The organism is Brachybacterium horti, assembly GCF_054777615.1.
This window is the reverse complement of the sequence record NZ_BAAHAM010000003.1, coordinates 20,322-43,711: the sequence shown is the minus strand read 5'-3', so window position 1 is coordinate 43,711 and position 23,390 is coordinate 20,322. Positions and strand designations below refer to the sequence as shown.

The 23,390-nt window shown below is 74.2% G+C and carries 25 protein-coding genes and 1 riboswitch; of the genes, 13 read left to right on the top strand and 12 right to left on the bottom strand.

All coding sequences use genetic code 11. The annotated features are described in order from the left end of the window. Nucleotides 1-14: 14 nt before the first annotated feature. The 4 genes from ACYVAP_RS09610 to ACYVAP_RS09595 form a co-directional block, all read right to left on the bottom strand. The gene (locus tag ACYVAP_RS09610; RefSeq protein ID WP_498860478.1) at nt 15-1,211 is read right to left on the bottom strand and encodes an MFS transporter; all 1,197 of its coding nucleotides are present in this window, start codon (nt 1,209-1,211) and stop codon (nt 15-17) included. Continuing rightward, nucleotides 1,208-1,885, bottom strand: coding sequence for a GntR family transcriptional regulator (locus tag ACYVAP_RS09605; RefSeq protein WP_264449464.1), 678 nt, complete (start codon nt 1,883-1,885; stop codon nt 1,208-1,210). Before ACYVAP_RS09605 ends, ACYVAP_RS09610 begins: the two co-directional genes overlap by 4 nt. A 172-nt stretch (nt 1,886-2,057) precedes the next feature. Further along, nucleotides 2,058-3,182, bottom strand: coding sequence for a Gfo/Idh/MocA family protein (locus ACYVAP_RS09600; RefSeq protein ID WP_498860477.1), 1,125 nt, complete (start codon nt 3,180-3,182; stop codon nt 2,058-2,060). Next, on the bottom strand, nt 3,179-4,003 hold the full coding sequence (locus tag ACYVAP_RS09595; protein ID WP_259360150.1) for a sugar phosphate isomerase/epimerase family protein: 825 nt from the start codon (nt 4,001-4,003) through the stop codon (nt 3,179-3,181). The genes ACYVAP_RS09600 and ACYVAP_RS09595 overlap by 4 nt, the downstream gene beginning before the upstream one ends. 118 nt (nt 4,004-4,121) lie before the next feature. On the opposite strand from ACYVAP_RS09595, the gene ACYVAP_RS09590 reads away from it, so the two are divergent. The 3 genes from ACYVAP_RS09590 to ACYVAP_RS09580 all read left to right on the top strand — a co-directional run bounded on the left by ACYVAP_RS09590 (nt 4,122) and on the right by ACYVAP_RS09580 (nt 5,663). Beyond that, nucleotides 4,122-4,817 carry a TetR/AcrR family transcriptional regulator gene (locus tag ACYVAP_RS09590; RefSeq protein WP_498860476.1) on the top strand — a complete coding sequence of 232 codons (696 nt, stop codon included), beginning with the start codon at nt 4,122-4,124 and terminating at the stop codon, nt 4,815-4,817. An 87-nt stretch (nt 4,818-4,904) separates the two neighbouring features. Continuing rightward, nucleotides 4,905-4,968, top strand: a riboswitch (guanidine-III (ykkC-III) riboswitch). Nucleotides 4,969-4,981: 13 nt separating this feature from the next. Further along, entirely contained in the window at nt 4,982-5,296 is a 315-nt protein-coding gene (locus ACYVAP_RS09585; RefSeq protein ID WP_498860475.1) for a DMT family transporter, read from the top strand. Between the two features lies 1 nt (nt 5,297). Continuing rightward, nucleotides 5,298-5,663, top strand: a complete 366-nt coding sequence (locus ACYVAP_RS09580; protein ID WP_498860474.1) for a DMT family transporter — start codon at nt 5,298-5,300, stop codon at nt 5,661-5,663. Nucleotides 5,664-5,694: 31 nt separating this feature from the next. Here ACYVAP_RS09580 and ACYVAP_RS09575 read toward each other — a convergent pair whose 3' ends face one another. Further along, nucleotides 5,695-6,570, bottom strand: a complete 876-nt coding sequence (locus ACYVAP_RS09575; RefSeq protein WP_498860473.1) for a formate/nitrite transporter family protein — start codon at nt 6,568-6,570, stop codon at nt 5,695-5,697. 161 nt (nt 6,571-6,731) lie between these two features. After that, entirely contained in the window at nt 6,732-7,070 is a 339-nt protein-coding gene (locus ACYVAP_RS09570; RefSeq protein ID WP_498860472.1) for a hypothetical protein, read from the bottom strand. A gap of 144 nt (nt 7,071-7,214) precedes the next feature. Between ACYVAP_RS09570 and ACYVAP_RS09565 the strand changes: the two genes are divergently transcribed. After that, on the top strand, nt 7,215-7,943 hold the full coding sequence (locus ACYVAP_RS09565) for an alpha/beta fold hydrolase (protein ID WP_498860471.1): 729 nt from the start codon (nt 7,215-7,217) through the stop codon (nt 7,941-7,943). A gap of 34 nt (nt 7,944-7,977) precedes the next feature. Here ACYVAP_RS09565 and ACYVAP_RS09560 read toward each other — a convergent pair whose 3' ends face one another. Beyond that, nucleotides 7,978-8,385 carry a PH domain-containing protein gene (locus ACYVAP_RS09560; protein ID WP_264449456.1) on the bottom strand — a complete coding sequence of 136 codons (408 nt, stop codon included), beginning with the start codon at nt 8,383-8,385 and terminating at the stop codon, nt 7,978-7,980. Nucleotides 8,386-8,530: 145 nt separating this feature from the next. Between ACYVAP_RS09560 and ACYVAP_RS09555 the strand changes: the two genes are divergently transcribed. Genes ACYVAP_RS09555 through ACYVAP_RS09540 form a run of 4 tightly spaced genes read left to right on the top strand, consistent with a single transcriptional unit; the run spans nt 8,531 to nt 11,578 of the window. Beyond that, on the top strand, nt 8,531-9,577 hold the full coding sequence (locus tag ACYVAP_RS09555) for a WXG100 family type VII secretion target (RefSeq protein WP_498860470.1): 1,047 nt from the start codon (nt 8,531-8,533) through the stop codon (nt 9,575-9,577). A gap of 57 nt (nt 9,578-9,634) precedes the next feature. Beyond that, complete coding sequence (locus ACYVAP_RS09550) at nt 9,635-10,453, top strand: hypothetical protein (protein ID WP_498860469.1); 819 nt, start codon at nt 9,635-9,637, stop codon at nt 10,451-10,453. A gap of 41 nt (nt 10,454-10,494) precedes the next feature. Continuing rightward, nucleotides 10,495-11,043 (top strand): type 2 periplasmic-binding domain-containing protein, encoded by a 549-nt coding sequence (locus ACYVAP_RS09545; protein WP_498860468.1) that lies wholly within the window; start codon nt 10,495-10,497, stop codon nt 11,041-11,043. A 43-nt stretch (nt 11,044-11,086) separates the two neighbouring features. Next, on the top strand, nt 11,087-11,578 hold the full coding sequence (locus ACYVAP_RS09540; RefSeq protein ID WP_498860467.1) for an S-ribosylhomocysteine lyase: 492 nt from the start codon (nt 11,087-11,089) through the stop codon (nt 11,576-11,578). Here the strand turns inward: ACYVAP_RS09540 and malQ are convergent. Then, complete coding sequence (gene malQ, locus ACYVAP_RS09535) at nt 11,565-13,685, bottom strand: 4-alpha-glucanotransferase (RefSeq protein ID WP_498860466.1); 2,121 nt, start codon at nt 13,683-13,685, stop codon at nt 11,565-11,567. The genes ACYVAP_RS09540 and malQ overlap by 14 nt on opposite strands. A 22-nt stretch (nt 13,686-13,707) precedes the next feature. After that, the gene (locus ACYVAP_RS09530) at nt 13,708-15,312 is read right to left on the bottom strand and encodes a dolichyl-phosphate-mannose--protein mannosyltransferase (protein WP_498860465.1); all 1,605 of its coding nucleotides are present in this window, start codon (nt 15,310-15,312) and stop codon (nt 13,708-13,710) included. A gap of 49 nt (nt 15,313-15,361) precedes the next feature. Here ACYVAP_RS09530 and rsmI point away from each other — a divergent pair, with 49 nt between their 5' ends. Next, the gene (gene rsmI, locus ACYVAP_RS09525; RefSeq protein WP_498860464.1) at nt 15,362-16,213 is read left to right on the top strand and encodes a 16S rRNA (cytidine(1402)-2'-O)-methyltransferase; all 852 of its coding nucleotides are present in this window, start codon (nt 15,362-15,364) and stop codon (nt 16,211-16,213) included. Between the two features lie 90 nt (nt 16,214-16,303). Here rsmI and rpmF read toward each other — a convergent pair whose 3' ends face one another. After that, complete coding sequence (gene rpmF / locus ACYVAP_RS09520; protein ID WP_137771014.1) at nt 16,304-16,474, bottom strand: 50S ribosomal protein L32; 171 nt, start codon at nt 16,472-16,474, stop codon at nt 16,304-16,306. 243 nt (nt 16,475-16,717) lie between these two features. Here rpmF and ACYVAP_RS09515 point away from each other — a divergent pair, with 243 nt between their 5' ends. Genes ACYVAP_RS09515 through ACYVAP_RS09500 form a run of 4 tightly spaced genes read left to right on the top strand, consistent with a single transcriptional unit; the run spans nt 16,718 to nt 20,913 of the window. Beyond that, nucleotides 16,718-17,674, top strand: a complete 957-nt coding sequence (locus tag ACYVAP_RS09515; protein ID WP_498860463.1) for a TatD family hydrolase — start codon at nt 16,718-16,720, stop codon at nt 17,672-17,674. Next, nucleotides 17,671-18,555, top strand: a complete 885-nt coding sequence (rsmA, locus tag ACYVAP_RS09510; RefSeq protein ID WP_498860462.1) for a ribosomal RNA small subunit methyltransferase A — start codon at nt 17,671-17,673, stop codon at nt 18,553-18,555. Before ACYVAP_RS09515 ends, rsmA begins: the two co-directional genes overlap by 4 nt. Next, a complete protein-coding gene (locus ACYVAP_RS09505) occupies nt 18,552-19,487 on the top strand; it encodes a 4-(cytidine 5'-diphospho)-2-C-methyl-D-erythritol kinase (RefSeq protein ID WP_498860461.1) in 936 nt (311 codons plus the stop codon). The genes rsmA and ACYVAP_RS09505 overlap by 4 nt, the downstream gene beginning before the upstream one ends. A 49-nt stretch (nt 19,488-19,536) precedes the next feature. Next, nucleotides 19,537-20,913: a dihydrolipoyl dehydrogenase family protein gene (locus ACYVAP_RS09500; RefSeq protein WP_498860460.1), complete on the top strand. Its 1,377-nt coding sequence runs from the start codon at nt 19,537-19,539 to the stop codon at nt 20,911-20,913. Nucleotides 20,914-20,929: 16 nt separating this feature from the next. On the opposite strand, the gene ACYVAP_RS09495 is transcribed toward ACYVAP_RS09500, so the two are convergent. Then, on the bottom strand, nt 20,930-22,732 hold the full coding sequence (locus ACYVAP_RS09495; RefSeq protein ID WP_498860459.1) for an ABC-F family ATP-binding cassette domain-containing protein: 1,803 nt from the start codon (nt 22,730-22,732) through the stop codon (nt 20,930-20,932). A gap of 64 nt (nt 22,733-22,796) precedes the next feature. Then, nucleotides 22,797-23,357 (bottom strand): MarR family winged helix-turn-helix transcriptional regulator, encoded by a 561-nt coding sequence (locus ACYVAP_RS09490; RefSeq protein WP_264449444.1) that lies wholly within the window; start codon nt 23,355-23,357, stop codon nt 22,797-22,799. Nucleotides 23,358-23,390: the final 33 nt, after the last annotated feature.

The following is a 23,390-nucleotide window of genomic DNA, read 5'->3' as shown; positions in this document are numbered from 1 at the left end:
CGGAGGGGAGAGCCTCAGGCGGTGCGCAGGCCGCGCCGCACGAGGAGCAGGCACAGCGCGCAGAGCACCACGAGCATCGAGAGCGAGGCGGGATAGGCGAGCAGCGGCAGCAGCGCGGCGAGGATCGTGGGCAGCAGGAACCCGAGGTAGGCGAGGGCGTAGTAGACGCCGGTGAGCCCGGCGAGGTCCTCCGCCGTCGCGATGCCCTGCACCTGCAGCAGCCCGGCGACGACGAGGGTGCCGTAGGCGGCGCCGAGCACCATCGCCACGAGGATGCCGAGGACCGGGCTGCCGATCGCCGTGGCGATCACCGCGAGCACCAGACCGACGCACATGGCCGCCTGGCCAACGGGCAGGGAGCGGCCGCCGGTGAGGCGGTCCAGCCGCGGCACGAAGGACTGCACGACCGCCCCGGTGCCGAGGGTGAGCACCGTCAGTGCCGTCGCGTACAGCGTCGCGCTCTCGCCGAGGTGACGCTGCACGCTCGCGGGGATGACCGCGTAGGCGACGCCGGCCGCGCCGAAGATCCACGGCGCCGCGGGGACCACGGCGCGGGTGAAGCGGCGGTGCCCGGCGGCGGGCACGCGGAGGTCCTGCCACCAGTGACCGGCGGCAGGCCGCTCGACGTGACGGGTCTCCGGGGCGAGCAGGAGCAGCGGGGTCGCGAGCAGGGAGAGGCCGCCGTGCACGAGATAGGGGAGGACCTCGGGGAGCGGGGCGAACTGGGCGAGCAGGCCGCTCGCCCCGGCGCCGAGCGCGAAGCCGAGGGTGAGGGTGAGGGACGGGCGGCGGGCGCCGGCGACGGCCGGGGCGCCGATCTCGTACGGCGGCGCGGAGAGCTCCTTCATCCAGGCCGTGCCGACGGACATGGCCGCGCCCACTCCGAGACCGGCGAGCACCCGGCCCAGGCACAGCAGCGCGAAGACGTGGGGGCTCGCGGCGAGCAGCGCGCTGCCGAGCACGGTCGCGGCCATGCCCACGAGCATCACGGGGCGGCGGCCGTGGCGGTCGGAGAGCGCGGCCGCGACGAGCAGGCCGGGGGCGAGCCCGGCGACGTAGGTGCCCAGCAGGAGGTTCGCCTGCCAGGCGGCGTAGTGGCCGACGGACTCGTAGACGTGCAGGAGCGGGGTGAAGTGGTTGCCGCCCCAGGCGAGCAGGAAGGTCGCGGGGACCACGAGCCTCCAGGGGGCGCGGATCGCGGTGCGGCTCATCGTGCGCCCCCGTCGAGCTCGTAGGCGTCCTCGACGTGGGCGCGCAGACGCTCGGCGAAGGCCGCGGGGTCGCCCGCGGCGAGGAGCGCGGCGAGCTCCTCGTGCTCGGCGAGGAGGGCGGGCATGGTGCCGCTGCGCTCGTCGAGGACGGCCGCAGTGAGGCGGGCGAAGCGGGGGCCGAGGTCCTCGCAGATCCCGGCGACGACGCTGTTGTCCGCGGCGGCGATGAGGGCGAGGTGGAAGTCGAGGTCCGCGGCGGCGAAGGCGAGCGGGTCCTGGGCGGTCGCGGCGGCGCGCTGCTGGGAGAGCAGCTCCGCGAGCTCCTCGGCGAGGGCGGGGATGGCGTCGGGCCTCGAGAGGAGGGCGGCGCCGGCGGAGGCCTCGAGCATGGTGCGCACGGCGATCAGCTCCCGGCGCTCCCGCGGCGTGACGGTGGTGACCAGGGCGCCCTTCTTGGGGAGCAGGCGCACGAGGCCCCAGCGCTCGAGCTGCAGCATGGCCTCGCGGGCGGGGGTGCGGCTGATGCCGGTGGCCTCGGCGAGGTCGTTCTCGCGCAGCAACTCGCCGGCGGGCAGATCGCCCTCGACGATGCGACGGGCGGCCTCGGCGGCAGCGCGATGGGCGAGGGTGCCCCGGTCGGGGTTCCTCCAGGGAAGTGCGTAGGCGATGTTCACGTCCCCGACCCTAGGGGATGCATGCATCAAAGGATGCATCGGGGTGAGGAGTGAGACTCCGGTCGGCGGGCCGATGGCCGGTGCCTGCGGGCGGCCCGGGTGCACCGGACCCCCGGGGAGCGGGGCTCCCCGGGGGTCCGGTGCTGAGATGACGGGCAGGGCCCGCCGGGTCTCAGAGGGTGCTGGCGAAGGGGTCGAAGTCCGCCGGGACCGGCGGGACCGCGCCCACCGAGCTCGCGACCGTGACGAACTCGCCCGAGGCCGCGGACTCCTCGGCCGAGAGCATGACGTCGAGCACGTGGTAGCCGAGCTCGCCGCTCGCCACGTGGGGACGGCCCTCGCGGATCGCGCGGACCATGTCCAGAAGGCCCAGGCCGCGGCCCACGACCACGCCCTCCTGCGGGACCTCGATCCACTCCTGCTCCGGCGGCTTCTCGCCGAAGGACTCGAAGGGCTTCACGTAGGCGATCCGACCCTCGAACTGGTTGGGGTCGGGGACCACGAGGGAGCCCTCGGTGCCGTGGATCTCGACGATGCCCTGGCGGGCGAGCGGCGAGTCGAAGCTGACCAGGGAGGTGCCGGTCTGGCCGGCCTCGAACTGGGTGAGCACCGAGATCGTCGAGGGGACCTCGACGGGGAAGGTCTGCCCCGCGTTCGGGCCCACCTTGATCGCGCGCTCCTCGGAGGCGCGCAGGCCCACGGCGGCCACCTTCTCGACCGAGCCGAACAGGCTCACGAGGGTCGTGAAGTAGTACGGGCCCATGTCGAGCAGCGGGCCCGCGCCCTTGGCGAAGAGGAAGCCGGGGTTCGGGTGGAAGACCTCGGGGCCCTGGTACTGCATCGAGGTCTGCGCGAACAGCGGGCGGCCGATGGTGCCCTTGGCGATCTCGCGCTTGGCGGTCTGCACGCCCGGGCCGAGCACCGTGTCCGGTGCGCAGCCGACGCGCAGGCCCGCGGCCTCGGCCTGCTGCAGCAGGGCGGCGGTGGACTCGCGGTCCAGGCCCAGCGGCTTCTCGGTCCACACGTGCTTGCCGGCCGCGATCGCGGAGGAGGAGACCTCGGCGTGGACGGCGGGGATCGTCAGGTTCACGACGACCTGCACGTCCGGGTGGTCCAGGACGTCCTGGGCCGTGCCGTGCGCGGGGACGCCGTGCTTCTCCGCCTGGGCGCGAGCGCGATCGGTGTCGAGGTCGCCGAGGATGAGGACCTCGACGTCGGGGAAGGAGCTCAGGTTCTCGAGGTAGGTGTCGGAGATGACGCCCACGCCGATGAAGCCGAGGCCGATGGGGCTGCTCATGCGACGAAGCCCCCGTCCACGAGGAAGCGGTAGCTGTTCTCGACGTCCTCGAAGACGTCGCCGGGGACGTTGTCGTACTCGATGACGGCGTACTTGACGTTCGTCGCGGCCTTGAGCGCCTCGACGGTGGGCACGTCGCCCTCGCCCGCGTGGCGCTGGTCGAGGTCCGAGGAGTTGAACTTCGGGGCGTCGGGCGCGAAGGGGTTCGAGGCCGGGGCCACGCCGTCCTTCACGTGCACGGCGACGAGACGGTCGCCGAGCTCCTCGACGAGCGCGACGACGTCCTGACCGCCGACGAGGGCCCAGAACAGGTCCAGCTCGATCTCGACCGAGGGGTCCACGAGGGAGAGGAAGCGCTGGTAGGCGGTCTGGCCGTCGAAGCTCGCGAGGAACTCCTGGGCGTGGTTGTGGTAGCCGACCTTGAGGCCGAACTCCTTGGCCTTCTCCGAGGCGGCGTTGAGGCGCTCGGCGATGTCCTTCACGCCGTCCTCGGTGATCCAGCGCTCGGTGGGGACCATCGGGTCGATGACGGTCGAGATGCCGATCTCCGCGGCGGCCTCGAAGACGACCTCGTTGGAGGGGGTGGGGATGGAGCCGTCCGGCGTCCACAGCTCGTCGGAGAGCAGCGGGGCGTGCCCGGTGGGGGAGGCGAGGCCGCTCTTGTCGAGGGCTGCGCGGATCTCCGCGGGGCGGCGGACGAAGTCGAACGCCTCGACGTTCTTCAGCCCGATCTTGGCGAGCTTGTCGAGGGAGCCGTCCATGTCCGCAGTGAACTCTGCGGCCAGGGTGTACAGCTGAACGGAGGCAACGGGGAGTGCCACGGGGAACCTGCTTTCACGCGTCATCATCGGGCGAGAACCACGCCGGGGAGGCGTGCTGGTGGAACGCTAGCACGCAAAAGCCTCCATATGGAGGTTTTCTTTGGGTACAGTGCGGTCCATGGCAGCGAAGCACTCCCTCCCCGCGGGTTCCGACCCCGACGCACCGGCCCCCGACCCTGATGCGGCGGAGCCGTCGGACGCGGCGGCCGAGCGCGCCCCCGAGCCGATCGGCCGGCCGGGCGCGTACTCCAAGGGCGTCGCCCGTCGGCAGGAGATCCTCGACCGTGCGATCGAGGTGTTCCGCGAGCGTGGGGCCGACGGCACGTCCCTGCGTCGGATCGCGACCGCCATCGGCGTCTCCCACGCCGCGCTGCTGCACTACTTCGACTCCCGCGAGCAGCTCCTCGTCGCCGTCTACCAGCACGCCGAGACCCGGCGGGGGGAGAGCTCCGAGTACCGCAGCGGCGTGAGCGCCGCGCTCGACGCGATGATCCGCGCGGCGGAGGTCAACGTCGAGGTCCCCGGTCTCGTCCAGCTCTACTCGACCCTCGTCGCGGCCTCGCTCGAGACCGCGACCGGACCCGCGAAGGAATACTTCGCCCCCCGCTTCGAGAACCTGAGGGAGGAGCTCGAGCAGGGCCTGCGCGCGGAGCAGGAGGCGGGCACGGTGCGAGCGGACGTCGACCCGGGGCACGTCGCCGCGCTGCTCATCGCCGCCTCCGACGGTCTCCAGATCCAGTGGCTGCTCGAGCCGTCGATCGCCCTGCGCAGCACCCTGGAGACCTTCGCGGTCATGCTCGCCCCGCCGGCCTGAGGGCTCGCGCCGAGGTCCCGGCAGGACCGGGCCGGTCAGGCCGGTCACCACCGCTTCCGCCGCCGCGCGGGGATGGTTACCGTGAGGAGCGAGGCCCCGGACGGGCCTGCGGACGAGGGAGCTGTACCCGCACCACGACAAGACGGCCACGGAGGTGACCTGTCATGTCCTGGATCCTGCTCGTCGCGGCGGGGGTGATGGAGGCCGTCTGGGCCGCCGCGCTCGCCGCCTCCCACGGCTTCACCCGCCGTGTGCCCACCGCCCTGTTCGTGGCCGGTCTCGTGCTGAGCATGGCCGGGCTCGCCACCGCCATGCGCGAGCTGCCCACCGGCACCGCCTACGCCGTCTGGGTGGGCATCGGCGCCACCCTCACCGTGATCTGGGGGTACCTCACCCACCAGGAGCGGCCCACCGTGCTGCGCGTCTCGCTGCTCGTGCTGCTCGTGGGCTCCGTGGTGGGCCTGAAGACGGTGAGCTGACATGGCGTGGACCATCCTGCTCGCGAGCGCCGTCCTCGAGGCGGTCTGGGCGACGGCCCTCGGGGAGTCGCACGGCTTCACCCGCCTCGTGCCCACGCTCGTCTTCCTCATCGCCCTCGCGCTGAGCATGGCGGGCCTGGGCCGGGCGACGCGCGAGATCCCGCTCGGCACCGCCTACGCCGTGTGGACCGGGACCGGGGCCGCGCTCACCGTCGGCGTCGCCATGGTGACCGGCGGCGAGGAGGTCTCCCCGCTGAAGATCCTCTTCCTCCTGGGCATCATCGGCGCGGTGATCGGGCTCAAGCTCGCCCCGTCGCCGTCACCGTCGCCGTCGCCGTCGCCTTCCAGGGAGTCCGAGGCGGGCTGACCCGGTCGCGCCGCGGTCCGCGCCGCGGGGATCACTCCTCCGCGGCGCGGACCAGGCAGCCGTGCCCGTCGCCGTCCGCACCGTGCACGGCGCGCTCGCGGCGCAGCAGCTCCGCGGTGCGCACGAGCCGGGGCAGGGTGATGATCGCGAGCCCGCCCAGGATGTTCAGGGGGATGACCCAGCACATCCAGACCAGCCAGTCCGTGTAGGGGATCGGTGCCCCCGCGTGCATCGCCGCGAAGATCACGACCGAGTTCAGGGCGCCGTGGAGCATGCCGAGGCCCACGACGAGGAAGCCCGAGAGCAGCGCATTGGCGAGCGTCACGATCCCCTCCGAGGAGCCCTGGCCCATCCGGGTGACGAGCGTGATCGTGAAGCCCGCGAGCAGGGCGAGCGCGACCGTCTCCGCGGTGGGGCCCTTCTCGAGGTAGCCGGCCGCCGTGCTCGCGAGCACGTCCTCGAAGCGGGGGAACGCGGCGACCAGGATCCAGGTGAACAGCCACCCGCCGGCCAGGTTCGTCACGAGCGTCACGGACCACAGCCGCAGCAGCTGGGCCCAGGTGCCGTGACGGGCGAGCACCGCGTTGATCGGCAGCAGGAAGTCCTCGGTGAACAGCTCCGAGTGCGCGAGGCGGAGGGCGAACAGGCCGATCCCGAAGGCCGCGCCGCCCAGCAGCTTCGATCCCGTCGCGTCGAGCACCGCGAGCATCGCCATGAGGCCCAGCGCCACGTCGATCCCGCCGAACAGACCGGTGATGATCAGCGCCCGCCAGGTGCGGTGCAGACGCTCGGCGCCCTCGGAGACGGTCGAGCGGAACTCGGCGACGAGCTCGTCCTCGACCGGCTCGTCGGAGTCGCCGAGCCGGGAGCGCTCCTCGGCATCCGCCTGCTGCGCGCGTCGGGCCATGGGACGGTCCTTCCTCCGGGTGAGGAGGACATCGTGGCAGGTGCCGGGGCACGGCGCATCCTCACGGACGTCGGCCCGGTGCCGCCCCCGCCGGGACCAGCCGTGCGCCGGGTCGCTGCGCGGCGGCAGGATCGCGCACCGCGGCACGGCCCCGCCGGTGCTCAGCCCCGGACGATCGGGGTGAAGCGCCCGTGCGCCCCGCGCGTGAGCAGCAGCGCATCGAGCGGGGCGACCTCGGCGCCGCTCACCTCGAGGTGCTCGATCACGGCGGCGAGCGCGGTGCGCGCCTGCTCGTCCTGCTCCTCGCGGGAGCCGTCCTCGACGAGGAAGCGCAGCACGATCCGCCCCACGCGCCGGCCGTGCACCAGCGGGGCCTCGACGTCGGCGCGCTCGACGACGTGGCGGCTGCCCAGCGCGAGCGCCGCCTGGTCGAGCAGGTCCGGCGGATGCACCCCCGGCCGCAGCGCGCCGAGCGGGACGTGGAGGCGGTAGCTGGGCATGCGACCAGCCTAGGGGCGCGCCGGCGCGGGAGGGTCCCGGTCCTGCCGTCGACGACCTGGCGTCCGGCCGATGTCGAGGCGCGGCCGGTACCCTCCACCTCGGGCGGGAGCGCCGCCCCGCCGTCGGCCCCCGGGAAGGTCACCATGACGCGGAGCATCGTCCTGATCCACGCCGTGCGCTCCTCGCGCACCATGTGGAAGGGGCAGACCCGCCGCCTCCGCGAGCGCGGGTACACCGTGATCGCCCCGGACCTCCCCGGTCACGGACGCCGGCGCGGGGAGCCCTTCACCCTCGAGACCGCGCTCGCCACGATCGACGAGGCCGTCGCCGCGTGCGAGGAGCCGCCGCTGCTGGTGGGGCTGTCGCTCGGCGGCTTCCTCACCCTGCACTGGGCGGGCACCCATCCCGGGCGGCTCGCCGGCGTCGTCGCCGCGGACTGCACGATCGTCCCCGGGCCGGCGCTGGCCCGGCTCTACGGACTCTGGATCACGATGAAGGACTGGCTGCCGGGGGACTCCGACGCCCGCGTCGCCCGCGCCTTCGCCCGCCGCCACAGCGACAAGGCCGCCCGCCGCTACTACGGCGGTGGGCGCGCCCACGGCGTGGTGCGCACCGTGGTGCGGACCATCGGCTCGCTCGAGCTCCTCACGGACGTCGCCGCGATCGACGTCCCCGTCACCTTCGTCAACGGCGAGCACGACCCGTTCCGCCGGCACGAGGCGCTGTTCGTCGAGGCGGCGCGGGACGGGCGGCTCGTCATCCTCGACGACGCCGGTCATATCGCGAACCTGTCGCGCCCCAAGCGCTTCGCGAAGGTGCTGCGGCGCGCGGCGGCGGCCGGGGCGGAATCGCGGCTCGCCCGCGAGGGATGAGGCCCGCCAGGGCGGGATCGTGCCGCCGCGGGCGTCAGGCGGGCAGCTCGCCCGTGCGCAGGAGATGCGCGAACTCGCCGGCGAAGCGCTCCGCGTCCGCCTTGCGGTGCGGCATGAACGCGAGGTCGCGCCGCCCCTGCACGGCGAGCTTCACCCGGGAGAACGCGCCCACCCGGTAGCTCACCCCCGTGACCGCGGGCGCCGGCACCTCGCGCTTGACCTTCGCGCCCTTGAGGCCCCCGGTCACCTTCACCACGAGCAGCCGGCGCGCGGTCACGACGAGCACGTCGGGGAAGTCCCCGGCGACGCCCGGGAGGGCGAGCAGCACCTGCTCCTCGGGGTCGAGGACCTTCGGCACGTCGCGCTGGAGACCGGGCGAGGCGAACAGCTCGTTCCTCACCAGGGCGGTGGCATAGGACATGGAGGCGGGGGTCGGGGCCATGGCGCCCATCGTAGGAGGGGCGAGGAGGAGGGCGCCCATGGGGAGTCCTCCCCATGGGCGGACGGCCGGAGGATCGCTACGGTCGACCTCGACACGGACACGCCGCTCCTCGCCCTCGGGCCGAGCGGTTCGGAAGGGGAGCGGGATGAGCGGGTTCTTCGGTGCGGACACCGATCGGCTGCGGGAGCACGCGGGCGTGCTGCGCGAGCGGGCGCAGCGGCTCATGGAGCTGCGCGAGTCGCTCGAGCCGCTGGTCATGGACGAGTCGGCGTGGCAGGGCCCGGACGCCGACGCGTTCCGCGCGCAGTGGACGGGGAGCACCGCCGCGCAGCTCTCGCAGCGGGGCGAGGAGCTGAGCCGGCGCGGTGCGGACCTCGACGCGCAGGCGGAGGAGCAGGACACCGCCTCCGGGCAGGACGCCGGCGCCGGGGGAGGCGGCGGCGGGAACGGCGAGGAGGGCTCCGGCCCGTTCTCCTTCCTCAAGGACCTCCTGCGCAAGGGGCAGTCCCTCTACAAGAAGGGCGCCCAGCTGCTCGACTTCCTCAAGCGGATCCCCACCGCGGCGGACGAGTTCGCGCACCTCGCCGAGGCGGGACTGCAGAAGCTGTGGAGGGCCTCGTACCTCGACGAGCTCTTCAACGGCGGCAAGGGCTGGCAGAAGGCCGCGGAGAACCTCCTGGGCAAGCTCGGCCTTCCCTCCTCGATCGGCAGGTTCGAACCGGCGAAGTGGCTGAACAAGCTCGACGACGTCGCCCCGTTCCTCAAGACCGGCGGCAAGCTGCTCGGCAAGGCGCTGCCCTTCGTCGACATCGGCTTCGGCCTCCACCAGGCCTTCACCGCGGACAACGCCTACGACCGCTGGAGCGGCGGCATCGGCGCCGCGGGCGGCACCCTGCTCGCGATCGCCCCGTTCACCGGGCCCGCCGCGCCGATCGTCGGCGCGATCGGCGCGGGGCTCGGCGTCGTCTCGATCGGCATGGACGTCGGCAAGCTCGTCCACGAGAACTGGGACGGGATCACGGGGGCGGTGGGCGACGCGTGGAACGCCACGACCGGTGCCGTGAGCGATGCGGCGAGCACCGTGAGCGATGCCGTCGGCAACGCGGCGGAGTCCGTGAAGGACACCGTCAGCGACGTCGGCTCCGCCGTCAGCGACGGGATCGGCAAGGTCGGCGACGCCTTCGGGTTCTGAGCCTCCTCCGATCACCGCCCCCTGTCCCCGCACCGCCCCCGACCCTAGGATCGAGCCATGCCCCAGCAGTCCCTGCGCACCGAGCGCGATGCCGCCGCCGCCTACGAGCTGCTCTCGACGGCGAGCGAGGACCCCGCCGTCCTCGCCGTCCTCACGGACGAGGAGCTCACCGCCCTCGCCGGAGCCGAGGCCGCGGCGCTCGCCGGCACCCCCTTCCTCGACGAGTCCGAGCTCGATCGCGGCGCCGCCGCCGCGATCGCCCTGCGTTCCCTGGTGGCCCGCGGCCTGGTGCAGCTGACCGACGAGGGCCGTGAGAACGAGGGCGAGGACCTCGCGACCGGAGCGGAGCCCCGGCGCGCCGCGCAGCTGGACCGCACCCTCGCCGGTCTCCTCACCCTGCGCACCTCCCCGCTCGCCCTCGTGCACCTCACGCGGCGCGTCGCGGACCAGACCACCTCGCTGCTGCTCTCGCTCCATCCCCACGGCGGCGTCCTCGAGGAGCTCATCACCGCCGACGGCTTCCACCACTTCAGCCTCCCCGCCCGGGAGGTCGTCCCGGCACGGCTCGCCCGGTACGTCGACGCCGACCAGGTCGCCGCCGACGCCGACGGCGCGACCACGACCGCGACCGCCGCCGAGCTCGACGCGGGGACCACGGAGATCTCGCGGCGGCTGCAGGACGCCCGCGCGCTGACCGTCGTCACCTCGGCCGACGGCGGGACCAGCTCCCAGCTGACCGTCGTCGCGACGACCGACGCCGTGCTCGCCATGGACACCCCGCAGGATGCCGGGGAGCGCGTCGAGGTGCGCGAGCTCGGGGCGAGCGGCCTCGAGGCCCTGCTCGCGGCCGCGCTCCCGGACCCCGCCGCCCTCTGATCCCCTCCCCGGCCTGCCGCGGCGCGCCGTACCCTGGGGACATGACCCGCCCCGTGCTGCGCGTCGGCTTCGTGCCCGGCGTCGAACCCGACCGCTTCGTGCGCCGCTGGAGGACCGGGCGCCGTGCCGCCTACCTCGAGGTGGTGCCCGTGCCGCTCTCGGGGCAGCGCCGCGCGCTCGCCGAGGGCGAGGTGGACATGTGCTTCGTGCGGCTCCCGCTCGACGCGGCGGAGGATCTCCACGTCGTCGCCCTGTGGGAGGAGCGCCCGGCGATCGTGGTGGGCGACGAGAACGTGCTCAGCCTGCACGAGGAGATCTCCCTCGCGGATCTCGAGGGGAAGACCGAGATCCCCGCCGCCCACGAGGACGACGCCGCGGACCGCGTCGCCGTCGTCGCCACCGGCGTCGGCTTCACGCGACTGCCGCTCTCCCTCGCCCGCCTCCACCATCGCAAGGACACGCGGCAGATCCCGCTCGTGGACGCCGAGCCCACCCGGATCGCCCTGGTGTGGCCGCGCGCCGCGGACGACGAGCTGCGCCAGGAGTTCGTGGGGGTCGTCCGCGGGCGCACCTCCCGCTCCAGCCGCTGAGCCCCGCAGAACCGACCCCGAGAAGGCCCGGAAAGGACCCGACATGACCGAGCAGACCACGCCCGACGAGCAGTCCCGCATGAACGTCGAGAGCTTCAACCTCGACCACCGCACCGTGGCCGCGCCGTACGTGCGCATCGCCGACCGCAAGGTGCTCCCCGGCGGGGACGTGCTGACGAAGTTCGACCTCCGCTTCACCCAGCCCAACGTCGACCACCTCGACTCCGAGACGGTCCACTCGCTCGAGCACCTCATGGCCGAGCACATGCGCGACCACACCGGCGACGTCATCGACGTGTCCCCGATGGGCTGCCGCACCGGCTTCTACGCGCTGCTCTCCGGCGACCACACCGCCGAGGACCTCGCCCCCGTGCTCGCGGCGACCCTCGAGGACGTGCTCGCGGCGACCGAGGTGCCCGCCGCGAACGAGGTCCAGTGCGGCTGGGGCGCCCACCACACGCTCGAGGGCGCGCAGAAGGCGGCGCGGGCGTTCCTCGACCGTCGCGCCGAGTGGGGCACCGTCACCGCCGGCTGATCTCCTCCCGCACGGCCTGCAGCAGGCGGGCCGTGCGCGGGTCCTCCGCGAGGCCGTCCACGGTCACGGGGCGCAGCGACGGATCGGCGAGCGGGATCCGCCAGTTGGGGTACTCCTCGTCGGTGCCCGGCTGGTTCTGGATGCGCCGCTCGCCCACGCAGTCCACGAGGGAGACGCCCAGCAGCAGCGAGGGCGTCCGCGCGAGATGGCGGTGCAGGGCGATCACCGTGTCCTCCGTGCTCGCGCCGGGGGCGAGCAGGCCCTCCGCACGGAGCACGTCGAGCACCCGGTCGCGGGCCTCGGCGTCGATCCGCCGCTCCTCCTCGAGCGGCCGCTCGAGCAGCCCCAGCTCGTGGCGCAGCGTCACGTGGTCCCCGGCGAGGTAGCCGGCCGTCGGCGGCAGGTCGTGCGTGTTCACCGAGGCCATGCACAGGTGCCGGTACCGCTCGGGCGGCAGGGGAGCGCCGTCCTCGTGCTCGAACCACAGGATCGAGGTGCCCAGGATCCCGCGGCCGGCGAGGTACTCGCGCACCCACGGCTCGAAGGTGCCGAGGTCCTCGCCGATCACGAGGGTCCCCGAGCGCTCCGCCTCGAGAGCGAGGATCCCGATCATCGCCTCGTGGTCGAAGAACACGTACGCGCCGTCGGCCGCCTCGTTCCCCTCGGGGATGCACCACAGGCGGAACAGGCCCAGCACGTGGTCGATCCGGAGCGCGCCGGCATGGCGCATGAGGGAGCGGAGCATGTCCCGCCAGGGCCGGTAGCCGGCCTCGCGCAGGTGCTCGGGGTGCCAGGGCGGCTGGTGCCAGTTCTGGCCCTGCTGGTTGTACTGGTCCGCGGGCGCGCCGACGGACAGGCCGCTCGAGAGCACGTCCCGCAGCCGCCAGGAGTCCGCACCCACCTGCTCCACGCCCACGGCGAGGTCGTGCATGACGCCGATCCGCATGCCGGCCTCCCGCGCGGCGGCCTGGGCGGCGGCGAGCTGCTCGTCCAGCAGCCACTGCACCCACGTGTGGAAGGCGACGGATCCGGCGAGCTCGGTGCGCGCCCGCTCCACCGTCTCCTCGTCGAGGTCCTGCAACCGCGCCTCCTCGGGCGTGCCGCGCAGGCTCTGCGCGATCGCGGACCACAGGGCGAAGTCGGCGAGGCCCTGCCCCTCGCGGGCGGTGTAGGCGTCCAGCAGCGCCTGCCGTCCCGCGGTGCGGGGAGCGGCGAAGAGCTCCTCGAGGGCGGCGAGCTTCGCGCTCAGCACCTCGTCCCGCTCGAGGTGGTCGACGCGATCGTTCCAGGCGGCGACGGGCTCCCGCAGCAGCGCGATCCGCCGGCGGGCGTGCTCGGGCAGGTCCCGGTACTCGGGGACGTCCTCGATGCGCAGGTACAGCGGGCTCGTGAAGCGCCGGGTCACCGGGAGGTACGGGGAGGGCTCGACGGGCGGGGTGGGGTAGGAGGCGTGCAGCGGGTTCACGAGCAGGAAGTCCATGCCGTGCCGGGCCCCGGTGATCGCGGCGAGGTCGCGGAGGTCCGCGAGGTCGCCCACGCCCCAGGAGCGGTCCGAGCGCACGGAGTACAGCTGGGCCTGCACGCCGACGGCGCGGCGCGCGCCGAGGGCGTCCGCCGTCGTGACGCGCGGCGGGGTGACGACGAGATCCGCCTCCTCGCGTCCCTGCGGGGTCTCCGCGACGAGGCGGTGCCAGCCCAGCGGCAGGTCGCCGGGCACGGCGAAGCGGGCGCGTCCTCGCAGGCGGCCGCCGATCTCGCGCGGCGGGGAGTTGTCCTCGGTCTGCTCGAGGTGGCGGAGGCCGCCGTCCTCGAGGACGAGGCGCACCGTGACCGCGTCGCCGTGGTCCACGTGCACGGGGAGCGAGGAGCCCTCGCCGGCCCGCAGCACGGTCGCCGGCGGCAGCGTGCGCGCCCACGGCGCGTCCTCGCGGGCGGTGCGCGCGGCGGCGAGGTCCGCATCGTCGGCGACGTGGTGGCCGAGCCCGGCGAGCACCGCGACGAGGGTGTCGTCGGCGACGTCGCGGCGCACGCCGTCCCATCCCCAGTAGTCCGTGCCGACGCCGAGGTCACGGGCGAGTTCCCGCAGAGCGGAGGAGGTCAGTGCCATGCGCACATCGTAGCGGCGCGGATCACGTCCACGAGGGCAGCCACATGCGCCACTGCCACTGCTCGAGGTCGATCACCTGGCCGGTCCAGACCGGCCAGAAGAACGCGGAGACCATGACGATCAGCGTCAGCAGGGAGCCGACGAAGAGCCCGCCGGCCAGGCGCCTCTCCCTCTCCGCGCCCGGCGGGCCCAGCAGCAGCCCCAGCACGTAGGCGAGGCACAGCACCACCCACGGCTCGAAGGCGACCGTGTAGAAGGTGAAGATCGTGCGGTCCATGTACATCAGCCACGGCAGGTAGCCGCCCACGATGCCCGCGAGCGCCGCGGCCGCGCGGCCGTCGCGGTAGCGGATCGCGAGGACGATGCACGCGAGGATCGCGAGGGTGCCGAGCCACCAGATCAGCGGGTTGCCGACGGAGAGGATGTGGGACGCGCAGCGCGCCACCTCGCAGCCGTGCTCCCCGTAGTCGTAGCCGCGGTAGTAGAAGTTCGTGGGCCGGATCATCAGCAGCCAGCCCAGCGGGTTCGCCTGGTACGGGTGCGGGGTGTCGAGGTGGACGTGGAAGTCGTAGGCCTGGGCGTGGTAGTGCCACAGGGACCACAGGGCGTCCATCACGGCGTTGCCGCTGCCGCCGCCGGGCTGCTCGGCCGCCCACTGCCGGTCGTAGCCCTTGGTGCTCGCGAACCATCCCGACCACGAGAGCACGTAGGTCAGCAGTGCCACGCCGACGGTCGAGAGGAAGGCCGGGATCGCGTCGAGCACGAGGCCGCCCGTGAACCAGCGCCGCTCGCCGATCGTGCGCCGCGTCCACCAGTCCCACAGCACGATCATGATCCCGAAGGCCGCGAGGAAGTAGAGGCCGGACCACTTCACGCCGCAGGAGAGGCCGAGCATGACGCCGCCCACGATCCTCCAGGGGCGCACACCGCCCGGCAGGCCGAGCGCGGGGGAGGCCTCCGCGGCGACGTGGAGGCGGGCGGCGAGCTGCGCCATCCGCTCCCGGTGCCGGTCGCGGTCGATGAGCAGCGCGCCGAAGCCCGCGAGCGCGAAGAACATGAGCACGAGGTCCAGCAGGCTCGTGCGGGACTCGACCAGGTGCACGCCGTCCACGGCGAGCAGCAGCGCCGCGATGAGCCCCACGGTCGTCGAGCGGAACAGGCGCCGGCCGATCCGCGCGACCATGAGCACGCTGATCGCGCCGAGCAGCGCCACGGAGATCCGCCAGCCCCACGGGTTGTCGGCCCCGAGCAGCTCCATGCCCAGCCCGATCACCCACTTGCCGACGGGAGGGTGGACGACGTAGGCGCCGGTGTCCTCGTAGGTGTCGACCTCCCCGCGCTCCCAGGCGGCGTCGGGCTCGTCCGGCCAGTCCATCTCGACACCCTGCTGGGTGATCGTGTAGCCGTCCTTGACGTAATAGGTCTCGTCGAAGATCAGCTCGCCGATCGAGCCGAGGCCCCAGAGGCGGAGCACGAGCGCGAGCCCGAACACCGCGAAGGCGGCGGCCCAGGCCCAGCGGGAGAACGGAAGCGACGGGGCGCCCAGGCGCCGGCGGTACGAGTCGAGCACGGCGGCGGGCTCGTCGTCGATGTCGGCGCGGTGGCGCGCGTCGGGGGCCGTCTGCACCCGGTCATGCTAGGTCATCGCCCCTGAGGACCTGCGGACCGGCCCTAGCATGGACCCCATGCTCGCACCCGGAGTCCTCACCCTCGCCGCCACCCCGATCGGCAACCCGCTCGACGCGAGCGTGCGGCTCCTGCGGGCCCTCGAGCAGGCGGAGCTGATCGCCGCGGAGGACACCCGTCGGCTCCACCGCCTCGCCGACGCCCTCGAGGTGACCCTCACGGGGAAGGTGCTCAGCTACCACGAGCACAACGAGGCCGAGCGGACGGACGTGCTGCTCGAGGCGCTCGCGGCGGGCCGCTCGGTGCTCGTGGTCACCGATGCGGGCATGCCCGTCGTCTCCGATCCCGGGTTCCGCGCCGTGCAGGCGGCGGTCGAGGCCGGGCACCGGGTCACGGTGATCCCGGGGCCCTCCGCCGTGCTGACCGCGCTCGCGGCCTCCGGGATCGCGCCGGACCGCTTCAGCTTCGAGGGCTTCCCGCCGCGCCGGGACGGGAAGCGCCACGCGACCTTCGCCCCCCTCGCGGAGGAGCGGCGCACGATGGTGTTCTTCGAGTCGCCGCGGCGCACGGCGGCGACGCTCGCCGCGATGGCGGAGGACTTCGGGCCGCAGCGGCGCGCGGCGGTCGCGCGCGAGCTCACGAAGACCTACGAGGAGGTGGTCCGGGGGACCCTCGCCGAGCTCGTCGCCTGGGCGGAGGGCACGGAGGTGCTCGGCGAGATCGTCATCGTCGTCGCGGGCGCCGAGCCGCGGGCGGCGAGCGCCGAGGAGCTCCTCCCGGTCGTGCTCGAGCGGGCGGCCGCGGGGGAGCGGCTCAAGGAGGCGGCGAAGGCGGTCGCCGCCGGGGCGGAGGGCGTCAGCTCCCGCGAGCTCTACGACCTCGCCCTCGCCGCGCGCGCCTGATCCGCGCGCAGGGCAGGGGAGCACGACGGAGCCCCCGGTCGATGACCGGGGGCTCCGTGGATGCTGCGCTGCGGGCTCGGCCCGCCGCGATCAGTCGTCGATCGAGAGCAGACCGCGCTGGTAGGCCTTGGCCAGACGACGCGGCACGGCGGCGCTGCGGCCGCGGACGGTGACCTGCACGAGGTCGGCGTTGTTCGCCTTCCACTGCGAGCGGCGGGACCGGGTGCGAGCCCGGGACATCTTGAACTTGGGCACTGCCATGGGAACGCTCCTTGACGGTCCGGAGGATGAACGAGCGAAGGTGTCCGCCCCGAGCAGCGACCCGGACCCGTATCACGAGAGGGGCGCTCGGGTGCCGGTGAGGACACGCAACGAGGAATCATTGTGCCACAGCGCCGAGTTCGGCGCCCCCTCACGGGAGGTGAGGTGGCCCACCTGGTCGCGTATGCCGCAGGTCGGACCGGACCGGCGGGGCGCGCGCCCCGGAGATCCTACGATGAGCGCATGCCGCCAGCCGAGAACCCCCTGCCCGCTCCCGTGCGCGCCCGCGAGGACATCGACCCCCGCGGCAGGTCCCGCGACCGCTCCTGGCCCCCGGCCCCCGCGCCGCTGCCCGTGCCCGTGGTCGACAACCACTGCCACCTCGACTTCTCCGACGGCGACGAGCAGCGCGACGTCCACGAGCACGTGCGGCTCGCCCGCGAGGCCGGCATCGAGGGGCAGATCACCATCGGCTCGGACATGCTCGCCGCCCGCTGGACCGCGGAGCTGCTCGCCTCCCCGCACTGCCCGCCGTCCCTGCGCGGCGGGGTCGCCGTGCACCCCAACGAGGCGCCGCTGCACGCGCGCGGCCACGACCACGAGGGGCGCGCCCTGCCCTCCCTCGACGGGGCGCTCGCGGAGACCGCGGACCTCCTGCGCGGTCCCGGCATGGTCGTCGTGGGGGAGACGGGGCTCGACTGGTTCCGCACCTCCCGGGACGACGACGCCGCGCGCCGGGCACAGATCGACTCCTTCCGCGCGCACATCGCGATGGCCAAGGAGCTGGGTCTCCCGATGCAGATCCACGACCGCGACGCCCACCAGGACGTGCTCGACGTGCTCGACGCGGACGGCGCGCCCGAGCGCACGGTCCTGCACTGCTTCTCCGGGGACGCGGCGTTCGCCCGCGCCTGCGCGGACCGCGGATTCCTCCTCTCCTTCGCCGGCACCGTCACCTTCAAGAACTCGACCGGCCTGCGGGAGGCGCTCGCGGAGGTGGGCCTCGGCCAGGTGATGGTCGAGACCGACGCCCCCTTCCTCACCCCCGTGCCCTACCGGGGCCGCCCCAACTCCTCCTACCTGATCCCGCTCACCATGGCGACGATCGCCGAGGTGACCGGGGTGACCCTCGAGGAGGCCTGCACCGCGGTGAGCGCGACCACCCGGCAGGTCTACGGCCCGATCGGGGCGGCGGCATGAGCGCGGCGGAGGGCCCGGGGCCCCTGCTCAGCGCCCGCGACATCCGGGAGCTGGCCGCGGCGGCCGGCATCCGGCCCTCGAAGCAGCGCGGCCAGAACTTCGTCATGGACCCGAACACGGTCCGCACGATCGTCGAGCGCGCGGGGCTCGAGCCCGGGCAGGCGGTGCTCGAGGTGGGGCCGGGGCTCGGCTCGCTGACCCTGGGCCTGTTCGAGGCGGGGGCCGACGTCGCCGCGATCGAGCTGGACCGCGGGCTCGCGGAGCTGCTGCCCGCGACCCTCGCCGCCCGGGGCATCGACGAGGAGCGCTTCCGACTGCTCCACGCCGACGCCCTCCAGGTCACCGAGCTGCCCGTGCTGCCCCGCGCCGGGGAGCCTACCGCCCTCGTCGCGAACCTGCCCTACAACGTCGCCACCCCCATCCTGCTCACCATGCTCGAGCGCTTCGGGGGCCTCCGCACGGCGCTGGTCATGGTGCAGACCGAGGTCGTCGAGCGGCTCTCCGCCGGCCCCGGCTCCCGCATCTACGGGGCGCCCAGCGTGAAGGCCGCCTGGTACGGGAGGGCGGAGCTCGCGGGCCGCATCTCCCGGCAGATCTTCTGGCCCGTCCCCAACGTCGACTCCGCGCTCGTGCGCCTGGTCCGGCACGAGGTGCCGCTGGGCGACGACGCGGAGCGGATCGCCGTCTTCGCCGTCGTCGACGCCGCCTTCGCGCAGCGCCGCAAGACGCTCCGCGCGGCGCTCGGCAGCTGGGCGGGAAGCCCCGCCCGGGCCGAGCAGGTGCTCCGCGCCGCGGGCGTGGACCCCGGCGCGCGGGGGGAGACCCTGCGCGTCGACGACTTCCGGGCGATCGCCCGCGCGGACGCGGACCTGCCCCGATGACGCCGTCGCAGCGGGTGGTGGTCCGCGCCCCCGGGAAGATCAACCTGTCGCTCGCCGTGGGCGGGGTCGACGAGCGCGGCTACCACGAGCTCGCCACCGTCTTCCACGCGGTCGACCTCCAGGAGACCGTCACCGCGAGCGCCGTCGACGGGGACGCCTTGAGCCTCACCGTCGACTCCGCGGTCCCGGGCGCGGTGCCGCTGGACGGCACGAACCTCGCCCTGCGCGCCGCGGGCCTGCTGCGCGAGCGCACCGGCACCCGCCGCGGCGCCGCCCTGCACGTGGACAAGCAGGTCCCCGTCGCCGGCGGCATGGGAGGCGGCTCCGCCGACGCCGCCGCGACACTCGTCGCCCTGGACCGCCTGTGGGGCCTCGACCTCGGTGCCGCCGCCCTCCACGAGCTCGCCGCCGAGCTCGGCGCCGACGTGCCCTTCGCGCTGCTCGGCGGGACCGCCGCGGGCCGCGGCACCGGCGCGGAGCTCACGCCCCTCCCGGCCTCCGGCGCGCTGACCTGGCTGCTCGTCGTCCCGGACACGCACCTGTCCACCCCCGAGGTGTACCGCCGCGGCGACGAGCTCGCCGCGGCCGACGGGCGCGCGCTGGCCGAACACCCCGCGCTCGATGCGCACCAGCTCGCCGCGCTCGCCTCCGGGGACGCGGAGGCCCTCGGTCGTACTCTGCGCAACGACCTCGAGTCGGCCGCCCTGTCCCTGCGCCCCGAGCTGGCCGCCGTGCTCGCCCCGCTGCGCGAGGGCGGGGCGCTCGGCGCGCTCGTCTCCGGCTCCGGCCCCACGATCGCGGCGCTCGCGCGCGACGAGGCGCATGCCCGCGCCCTCGCCGCGACCCTCGACGACCTCGCCGGCGGGACAGGTCGCCCCACCCTCGTGGTCCGCGGCGGGGCCCGCGGAGCGCACGTCGTCGCGCAGGGGTAGCCTGCCCGCGCGACGCACGCCGCACACGACGACGACTTCAGGAGCAGCGATGAGCGACCAGCAGGACCTGCAGGTGGACGTGATGGTGATCGGCTGGGGCAAGGGCGGCAAGACCCTCGCCGGGGCGCTCGCCGGCGCCGGCCGGCGAGTCGCGATGATCGAGCGGAGCCGCGAGATGCACGGCGGCACCTGCATCAACATCGGCTGCGTCCCCACCAAGGCGCTGGTCCACGACAGCCAGCAGCACGGTGCGGCGGGGGACGGGGAGCGCTTCGCGGCCGCCGTCACCCGGCGCGACGCCCTCGTCGAGAAGCTCCGCGCCGTCAACCACGCGATGCTCGCGGACCGCGAGACGGTCACGATCGTCGAGGGCGAGGCCCGTTTCGTCGGCGAGCGCGTCGTCGAGGTCACCGGCGGCCCCGATCGCCTGCGCGTCAGCGCGGACACGGTCCTCGTCGACACCGGCGCCGAGGCCGTGCTCCCGGACCTGCCGGGCATCGACCACCCGCGCGTCCACGACTCCACCTCGATCCAGCACCCGGGCGAGCTGCCGGGTCGGGTCGTCGTCCTCGGCGCGGGGCCCATCGGCCTCGAGTTCGCCTCCCTGCTGCGCGGCTTCGGCAGCGAGGTGACCCTGCTGGACCGGCGCGAACGGCTGCTGCCCGCGGAGGACGAGGACGTCGCCGCGGCCGTCACCTCCGTGCTCGAGGGCGACGGGGTGCGGATCCTGCACCGCGCCTCCGCGACCGCGATCGAGGACGCGGGCGGCCTCGCCCGCGTGCGGGTGGACGTGGCGGGGACGGAGCAGGTCCTCGAGGCCGAGGCGGTGCTCGTCGCGACGGGCCGCCGGCCGGCGACCGCGGCGCTCGACCCGGAGGCCGGCGGCATCGCCCTGGACGGGCACGGCGCGATCGTGGTCGACGAGCACCTGCGCACGAGCGTGCCCGGCGTGTGGGCCCTCGGCGACGTGCACGGCGGCGCCCAGCAGACCTACCTCTCCCTCGACGACCATCGGGTGGTCCTCGACCAGCTGCTCGGCGACGGGGAGCGCACCACGACCGACCGCGTGGCCGTCCCCGCGACCACCTTCCTCACCCCGCCGCTCGCCTCCGTCGGGCTCACCGAGCGCGCGGCCCGCGAGGCCGGGCACGAGGTGCGCATCGGCGTGGCGGAGGTCGCGACGATCAAGGCCATGCCGCGCCCCAAGGCGGTCGGCGACCCGCGCGGCCTCGTGAAGATCGTCGTGGACGCCGAGACCGACCTGGTGCTCGGCGCGCGGCTCTTCCACGTCGACGCCCAGGAGGTCGTGAACCTCGTGGCGCTCGCCATGCGCACCGGCACCACGGCGACCCAGCTGCGGGACGGGATCTGGACCCACCCCTCCTCGACGGAGGCGCTCAACGAGGTCCTCGGCGCCCTGCGCTGAGCGGGGCGGGCGGAGGTCAGCCGAGGAGCTCTGACAGCTCGAGCCAGCGCTCCTCCGCCTGCTCCTCCTCCTGCTGGAGCCCGGTCATCTCCGCGGTGAGGCCCGCGAGGCCCGTGTAGTCGGACTGGTCGTGCGCGGCCATCCGCTCGGCCAGCCGCTCCCGCTGGGCGGCGAGCTTCTCGATCCTCCGCTCAAGCGCGGAGAGCTCCTTCTGCGCCTCCCGCTGCTCCTTGCCGGAGAGCGCGGGGGAGGCCGGCGAGGTGTCCGCGGGCGCTGCCGCAGCGGAGGGGGCGGACGGGCCGGTGCCCGCGCGCTCCTGCTCCGCCCGCAGCGCGAGATACTGCTCCACGCCGCCCGGGAGGTGCCGCACGTGCCCGTCGAGCACCGCGTACTGCTGATCGGTCACGCGCTCGAGCAGGTAGCGGTCGTGCGAGACGACGAGCAGCGGGCCCGGCCAGGTGTCCAGCAGGTCCTCCATCGCCGCGAGCATGTCGGTGTCCATGTCGTTGGTGGGCTCGTCGAGCACGAGCACGTTGGGCTCCTCGAGCAGGGTCAGCAGCAGGTCAAGCCGTCGCTGCTGCCCGCCGGAGAGGGCCTTGACCTGCACCTTCTGATGTGCGGTGGTGAAGCCGAGACGCTCGAGCAGCTGGCCGGGGGAGACCTCGTCCTTCCCGGCGCGGAAGGTCGTGCGGTAGCGGCCGACGACGTCGCTGATGCGCTCCTCGCCGAGATCCGCGAGCCCCTCGAGGCGCTGGGACACCTGGCGCACCGTGACGGTCTTCCCGCGCTTCACCCGCCCGCTCATCGGGGTCACCGTCCCCCGCACGAGGCCCAGCAGCGTGGACTTCCCGGCGCCGTTGGGGCCGAGGATCCCGATCCTGTCCGCCGGGCCGATGTGCAGCGTCACGTCCTCGAGCACCGGCGTGCCGTCGTAGCCGGCGGTCACGTCGAGCACGTCGATGACGTCCCGGCCCAGCCGGGAGGTCGCGAGCTGCGTGAGCTCGACGGTGTCGCGCACGGGCGGCTCCCCGGCGATGAGCTCGTTCGCCGCGTCGATGCGGAACTTCGGCTTCGAGGTGCGCGCGGGGGCGCCGCGGCGCAGCCACGCGAGCTCCTTGCGCATGAGGTTCTGGCGCTTGGACTCGATCGCCGCCGCCTGCCGGTCGCGCTCGACGCGCTGGAGCACGTACGCCGCGTAGCCGCCCTCGAAGGGGTCGACGACGCCGTCGTGCACCTCCCACATCCGGGTGCACACGGCGTCGAGGAACCAGCGGTCGTGCGTGATGACCACGAGACCTCCGTCGCGCACGGACCAGCGCCGGCGCAGGTGCTCGGCGAGCCAGGCGATGCCCTCGACGTCGAGGTGGTTGGTGGGCTCGTCCAGCAGCAGCACGTCCCAGTCGCCCACGAGCAGCTCCGCGAGGTGGACGCGCCGCAGCTGGCCGCCGGAGAGGGCTGTGAGCTCCTGGTCCAGGTCGATGCCGCCGAGCAGCCCGGCGAGCACGTCGCGGATCCGCGGGTCCGAGGCCCACTCGTGCTCGGGCCGGTCGCCCACGACGCGGTCGCGGACGCTCACCCCGGGAGCGGCCTCGTCCTGCTGGGCGAGCACGCCGACGCGCACCCCGCCGCGCACGGTGACGCGACCGGAGTCGGGGGTGCGCTCGCGCGAGAGCAGACGCAGCAGGGTGGACTTGCCGTCACCGTTGCGGCCCACGACGCCGATGCGGTCGCCCTCGTCGATGCCGAGGGTCACGTCGTCCAGCAGGACGCGGTCGGGGAGGGCGAGGTGGAGCGACTGGGTGCCGAGCAGGTGGGCCATGCAGGAGGGTCCTCAGGGACGAAGTGACGGGGTGATGACGAGCGGAGCCGCGGGGCCGGGGAGGTCAGTCCCCGGGGCGGGCGTCCGCCTCGAAGGTGAGCAGCAGCTCGCGCAGCAGGCGGATCAGCAGGTCCTCCTCGCCGTCGCCGAGCGGGGCCAGGAGCTCCCGCTCCGCCGCGAGCAGGCTCTCCATGGCGGCGTCGACGCGCGCGGCGCCCTCGGGATGCAGCCGCACCTCGACCGCGCGCCCGTCCCGGGGGGAGCGGGCACGCGTGACGAGGCCCTTGGCGACGAGCTTGTCGAGCCGGGCGGTCATGGTGCCGGAGGTGACGAGGGTCTGCTGCATGAGCGCCCCGGCGGAGAGCGCGTCGTCCCCGCTGCGGCGCAGGGCGGAGAGCATGTCGAACTCCCAGCCCTCGAGCCCGGCCCCGGCGAACGCCTCGCGGCGCGCGCTCTCGAGATGGCGGGCGAGGCGCGAGATGCGCGAGTACACCTCGAGCGGTCGGGTGTCGAGATCCGGCCGGGCGCTCGCCCACCCGCGCACGATCCGCTCCACCTCGTCGGACGGGGCGGACGGTGCGGCCGCTCCGGGCGTCCCGGAGTGCTCGGTGGAGGCGGAGGACATGGGCGTGAGTCTAGAGGGCGACCCGCGCCGGGA

Coding starts and splice junctions, on each gene's coding strand:
- ACYVAP_RS09610 (WP_498860478.1), bottom strand. CDS start 1,211: ATGAGCCGCACCGCGATCCGCGCCCCCTGGAGGCTCGTGGTCCCCGCG.
- ACYVAP_RS09600 (WP_498860477.1), bottom strand. CDS start 3,182: ATGAGCAGCCCCATCGGCCTCGGCTTCATCGGCGTGGGCGTCATCTCC.
- ACYVAP_RS09590 (WP_498860476.1), top strand. CDS start 4,122: ATGGCAGCGAAGCACTCCCTCCCCGCGGGTTCCGACCCCGACGCACCG.
- ACYVAP_RS09585 (WP_498860475.1), top strand. CDS start 4,982: ATGTCCTGGATCCTGCTCGTCGCGGCGGGGGTGATGGAGGCCGTCTGG.
- ACYVAP_RS09580 (WP_498860474.1), top strand. CDS start 5,298: ATGGCGTGGACCATCCTGCTCGCGAGCGCCGTCCTCGAGGCGGTCTGG.
- ACYVAP_RS09575 (WP_498860473.1), bottom strand. CDS start 6,570: ATGGCCCGACGCGCGCAGCAGGCGGATGCCGAGGAGCGCTCCCGGCTC.
- ACYVAP_RS09570 (WP_498860472.1), bottom strand. CDS start 7,070: ATGCCCAGCTACCGCCTCCACGTCCCGCTCGGCGCGCTGCGGCCGGGG.
- ACYVAP_RS09565 (WP_498860471.1), top strand. CDS start 7,215: ATGACGCGGAGCATCGTCCTGATCCACGCCGTGCGCTCCTCGCGCACC.
- ACYVAP_RS09560 (WP_264449456.1), bottom strand. CDS start 8,385: ATGGCCCCGACCCCCGCCTCCATGTCCTATGCCACCGCCCTGGTGAGG.
- ACYVAP_RS09555 (WP_498860470.1), top strand. CDS start 8,531: ATGAGCGGGTTCTTCGGTGCGGACACCGATCGGCTGCGGGAGCACGCG.
- ACYVAP_RS09550 (WP_498860469.1), top strand. CDS start 9,635: ATGCCCCAGCAGTCCCTGCGCACCGAGCGCGATGCCGCCGCCGCCTAC.
- ACYVAP_RS09545 (WP_498860468.1), top strand. CDS start 10,495: ATGACCCGCCCCGTGCTGCGCGTCGGCTTCGTGCCCGGCGTCGAACCC.
- ACYVAP_RS09540 (WP_498860467.1), top strand. CDS start 11,087: ATGACCGAGCAGACCACGCCCGACGAGCAGTCCCGCATGAACGTCGAG.
- malQ (WP_498860466.1), bottom strand. CDS start 13,685: ATGGCACTGACCTCCTCCGCTCTGCGGGAACTCGCCCGTGACCTCGGC.
- rsmI (WP_498860464.1), top strand. CDS start 15,362: ATGGACCCCATGCTCGCACCCGGAGTCCTCACCCTCGCCGCCACCCCG.
- rpmF (WP_137771014.1), bottom strand. CDS start 16,474: ATGGCAGTGCCCAAGTTCAAGATGTCCCGGGCTCGCACCCGGTCCCGC.
- ACYVAP_RS09515 (WP_498860463.1), top strand. CDS start 16,718: ATGCCGCCAGCCGAGAACCCCCTGCCCGCTCCCGTGCGCGCCCGCGAG.
- rsmA (WP_498860462.1), top strand. CDS start 17,671: ATGAGCGCGGCGGAGGGCCCGGGGCCCCTGCTCAGCGCCCGCGACATC.
- ACYVAP_RS09505 (WP_498860461.1), top strand. CDS start 18,552: ATGACGCCGTCGCAGCGGGTGGTGGTCCGCGCCCCCGGGAAGATCAAC.
- ACYVAP_RS09500 (WP_498860460.1), top strand. CDS start 19,537: ATGAGCGACCAGCAGGACCTGCAGGTGGACGTGATGGTGATCGGCTGG.
- ACYVAP_RS09495 (WP_498860459.1), bottom strand. CDS start 22,732: ATGGCCCACCTGCTCGGCACCCAGTCGCTCCACCTCGCCCTCCCCGAC.
- ACYVAP_RS09490 (WP_264449444.1), bottom strand. CDS start 23,357: ATGTCCTCCGCCTCCACCGAGCACTCCGGGACGCCCGGAGCGGCCGCA.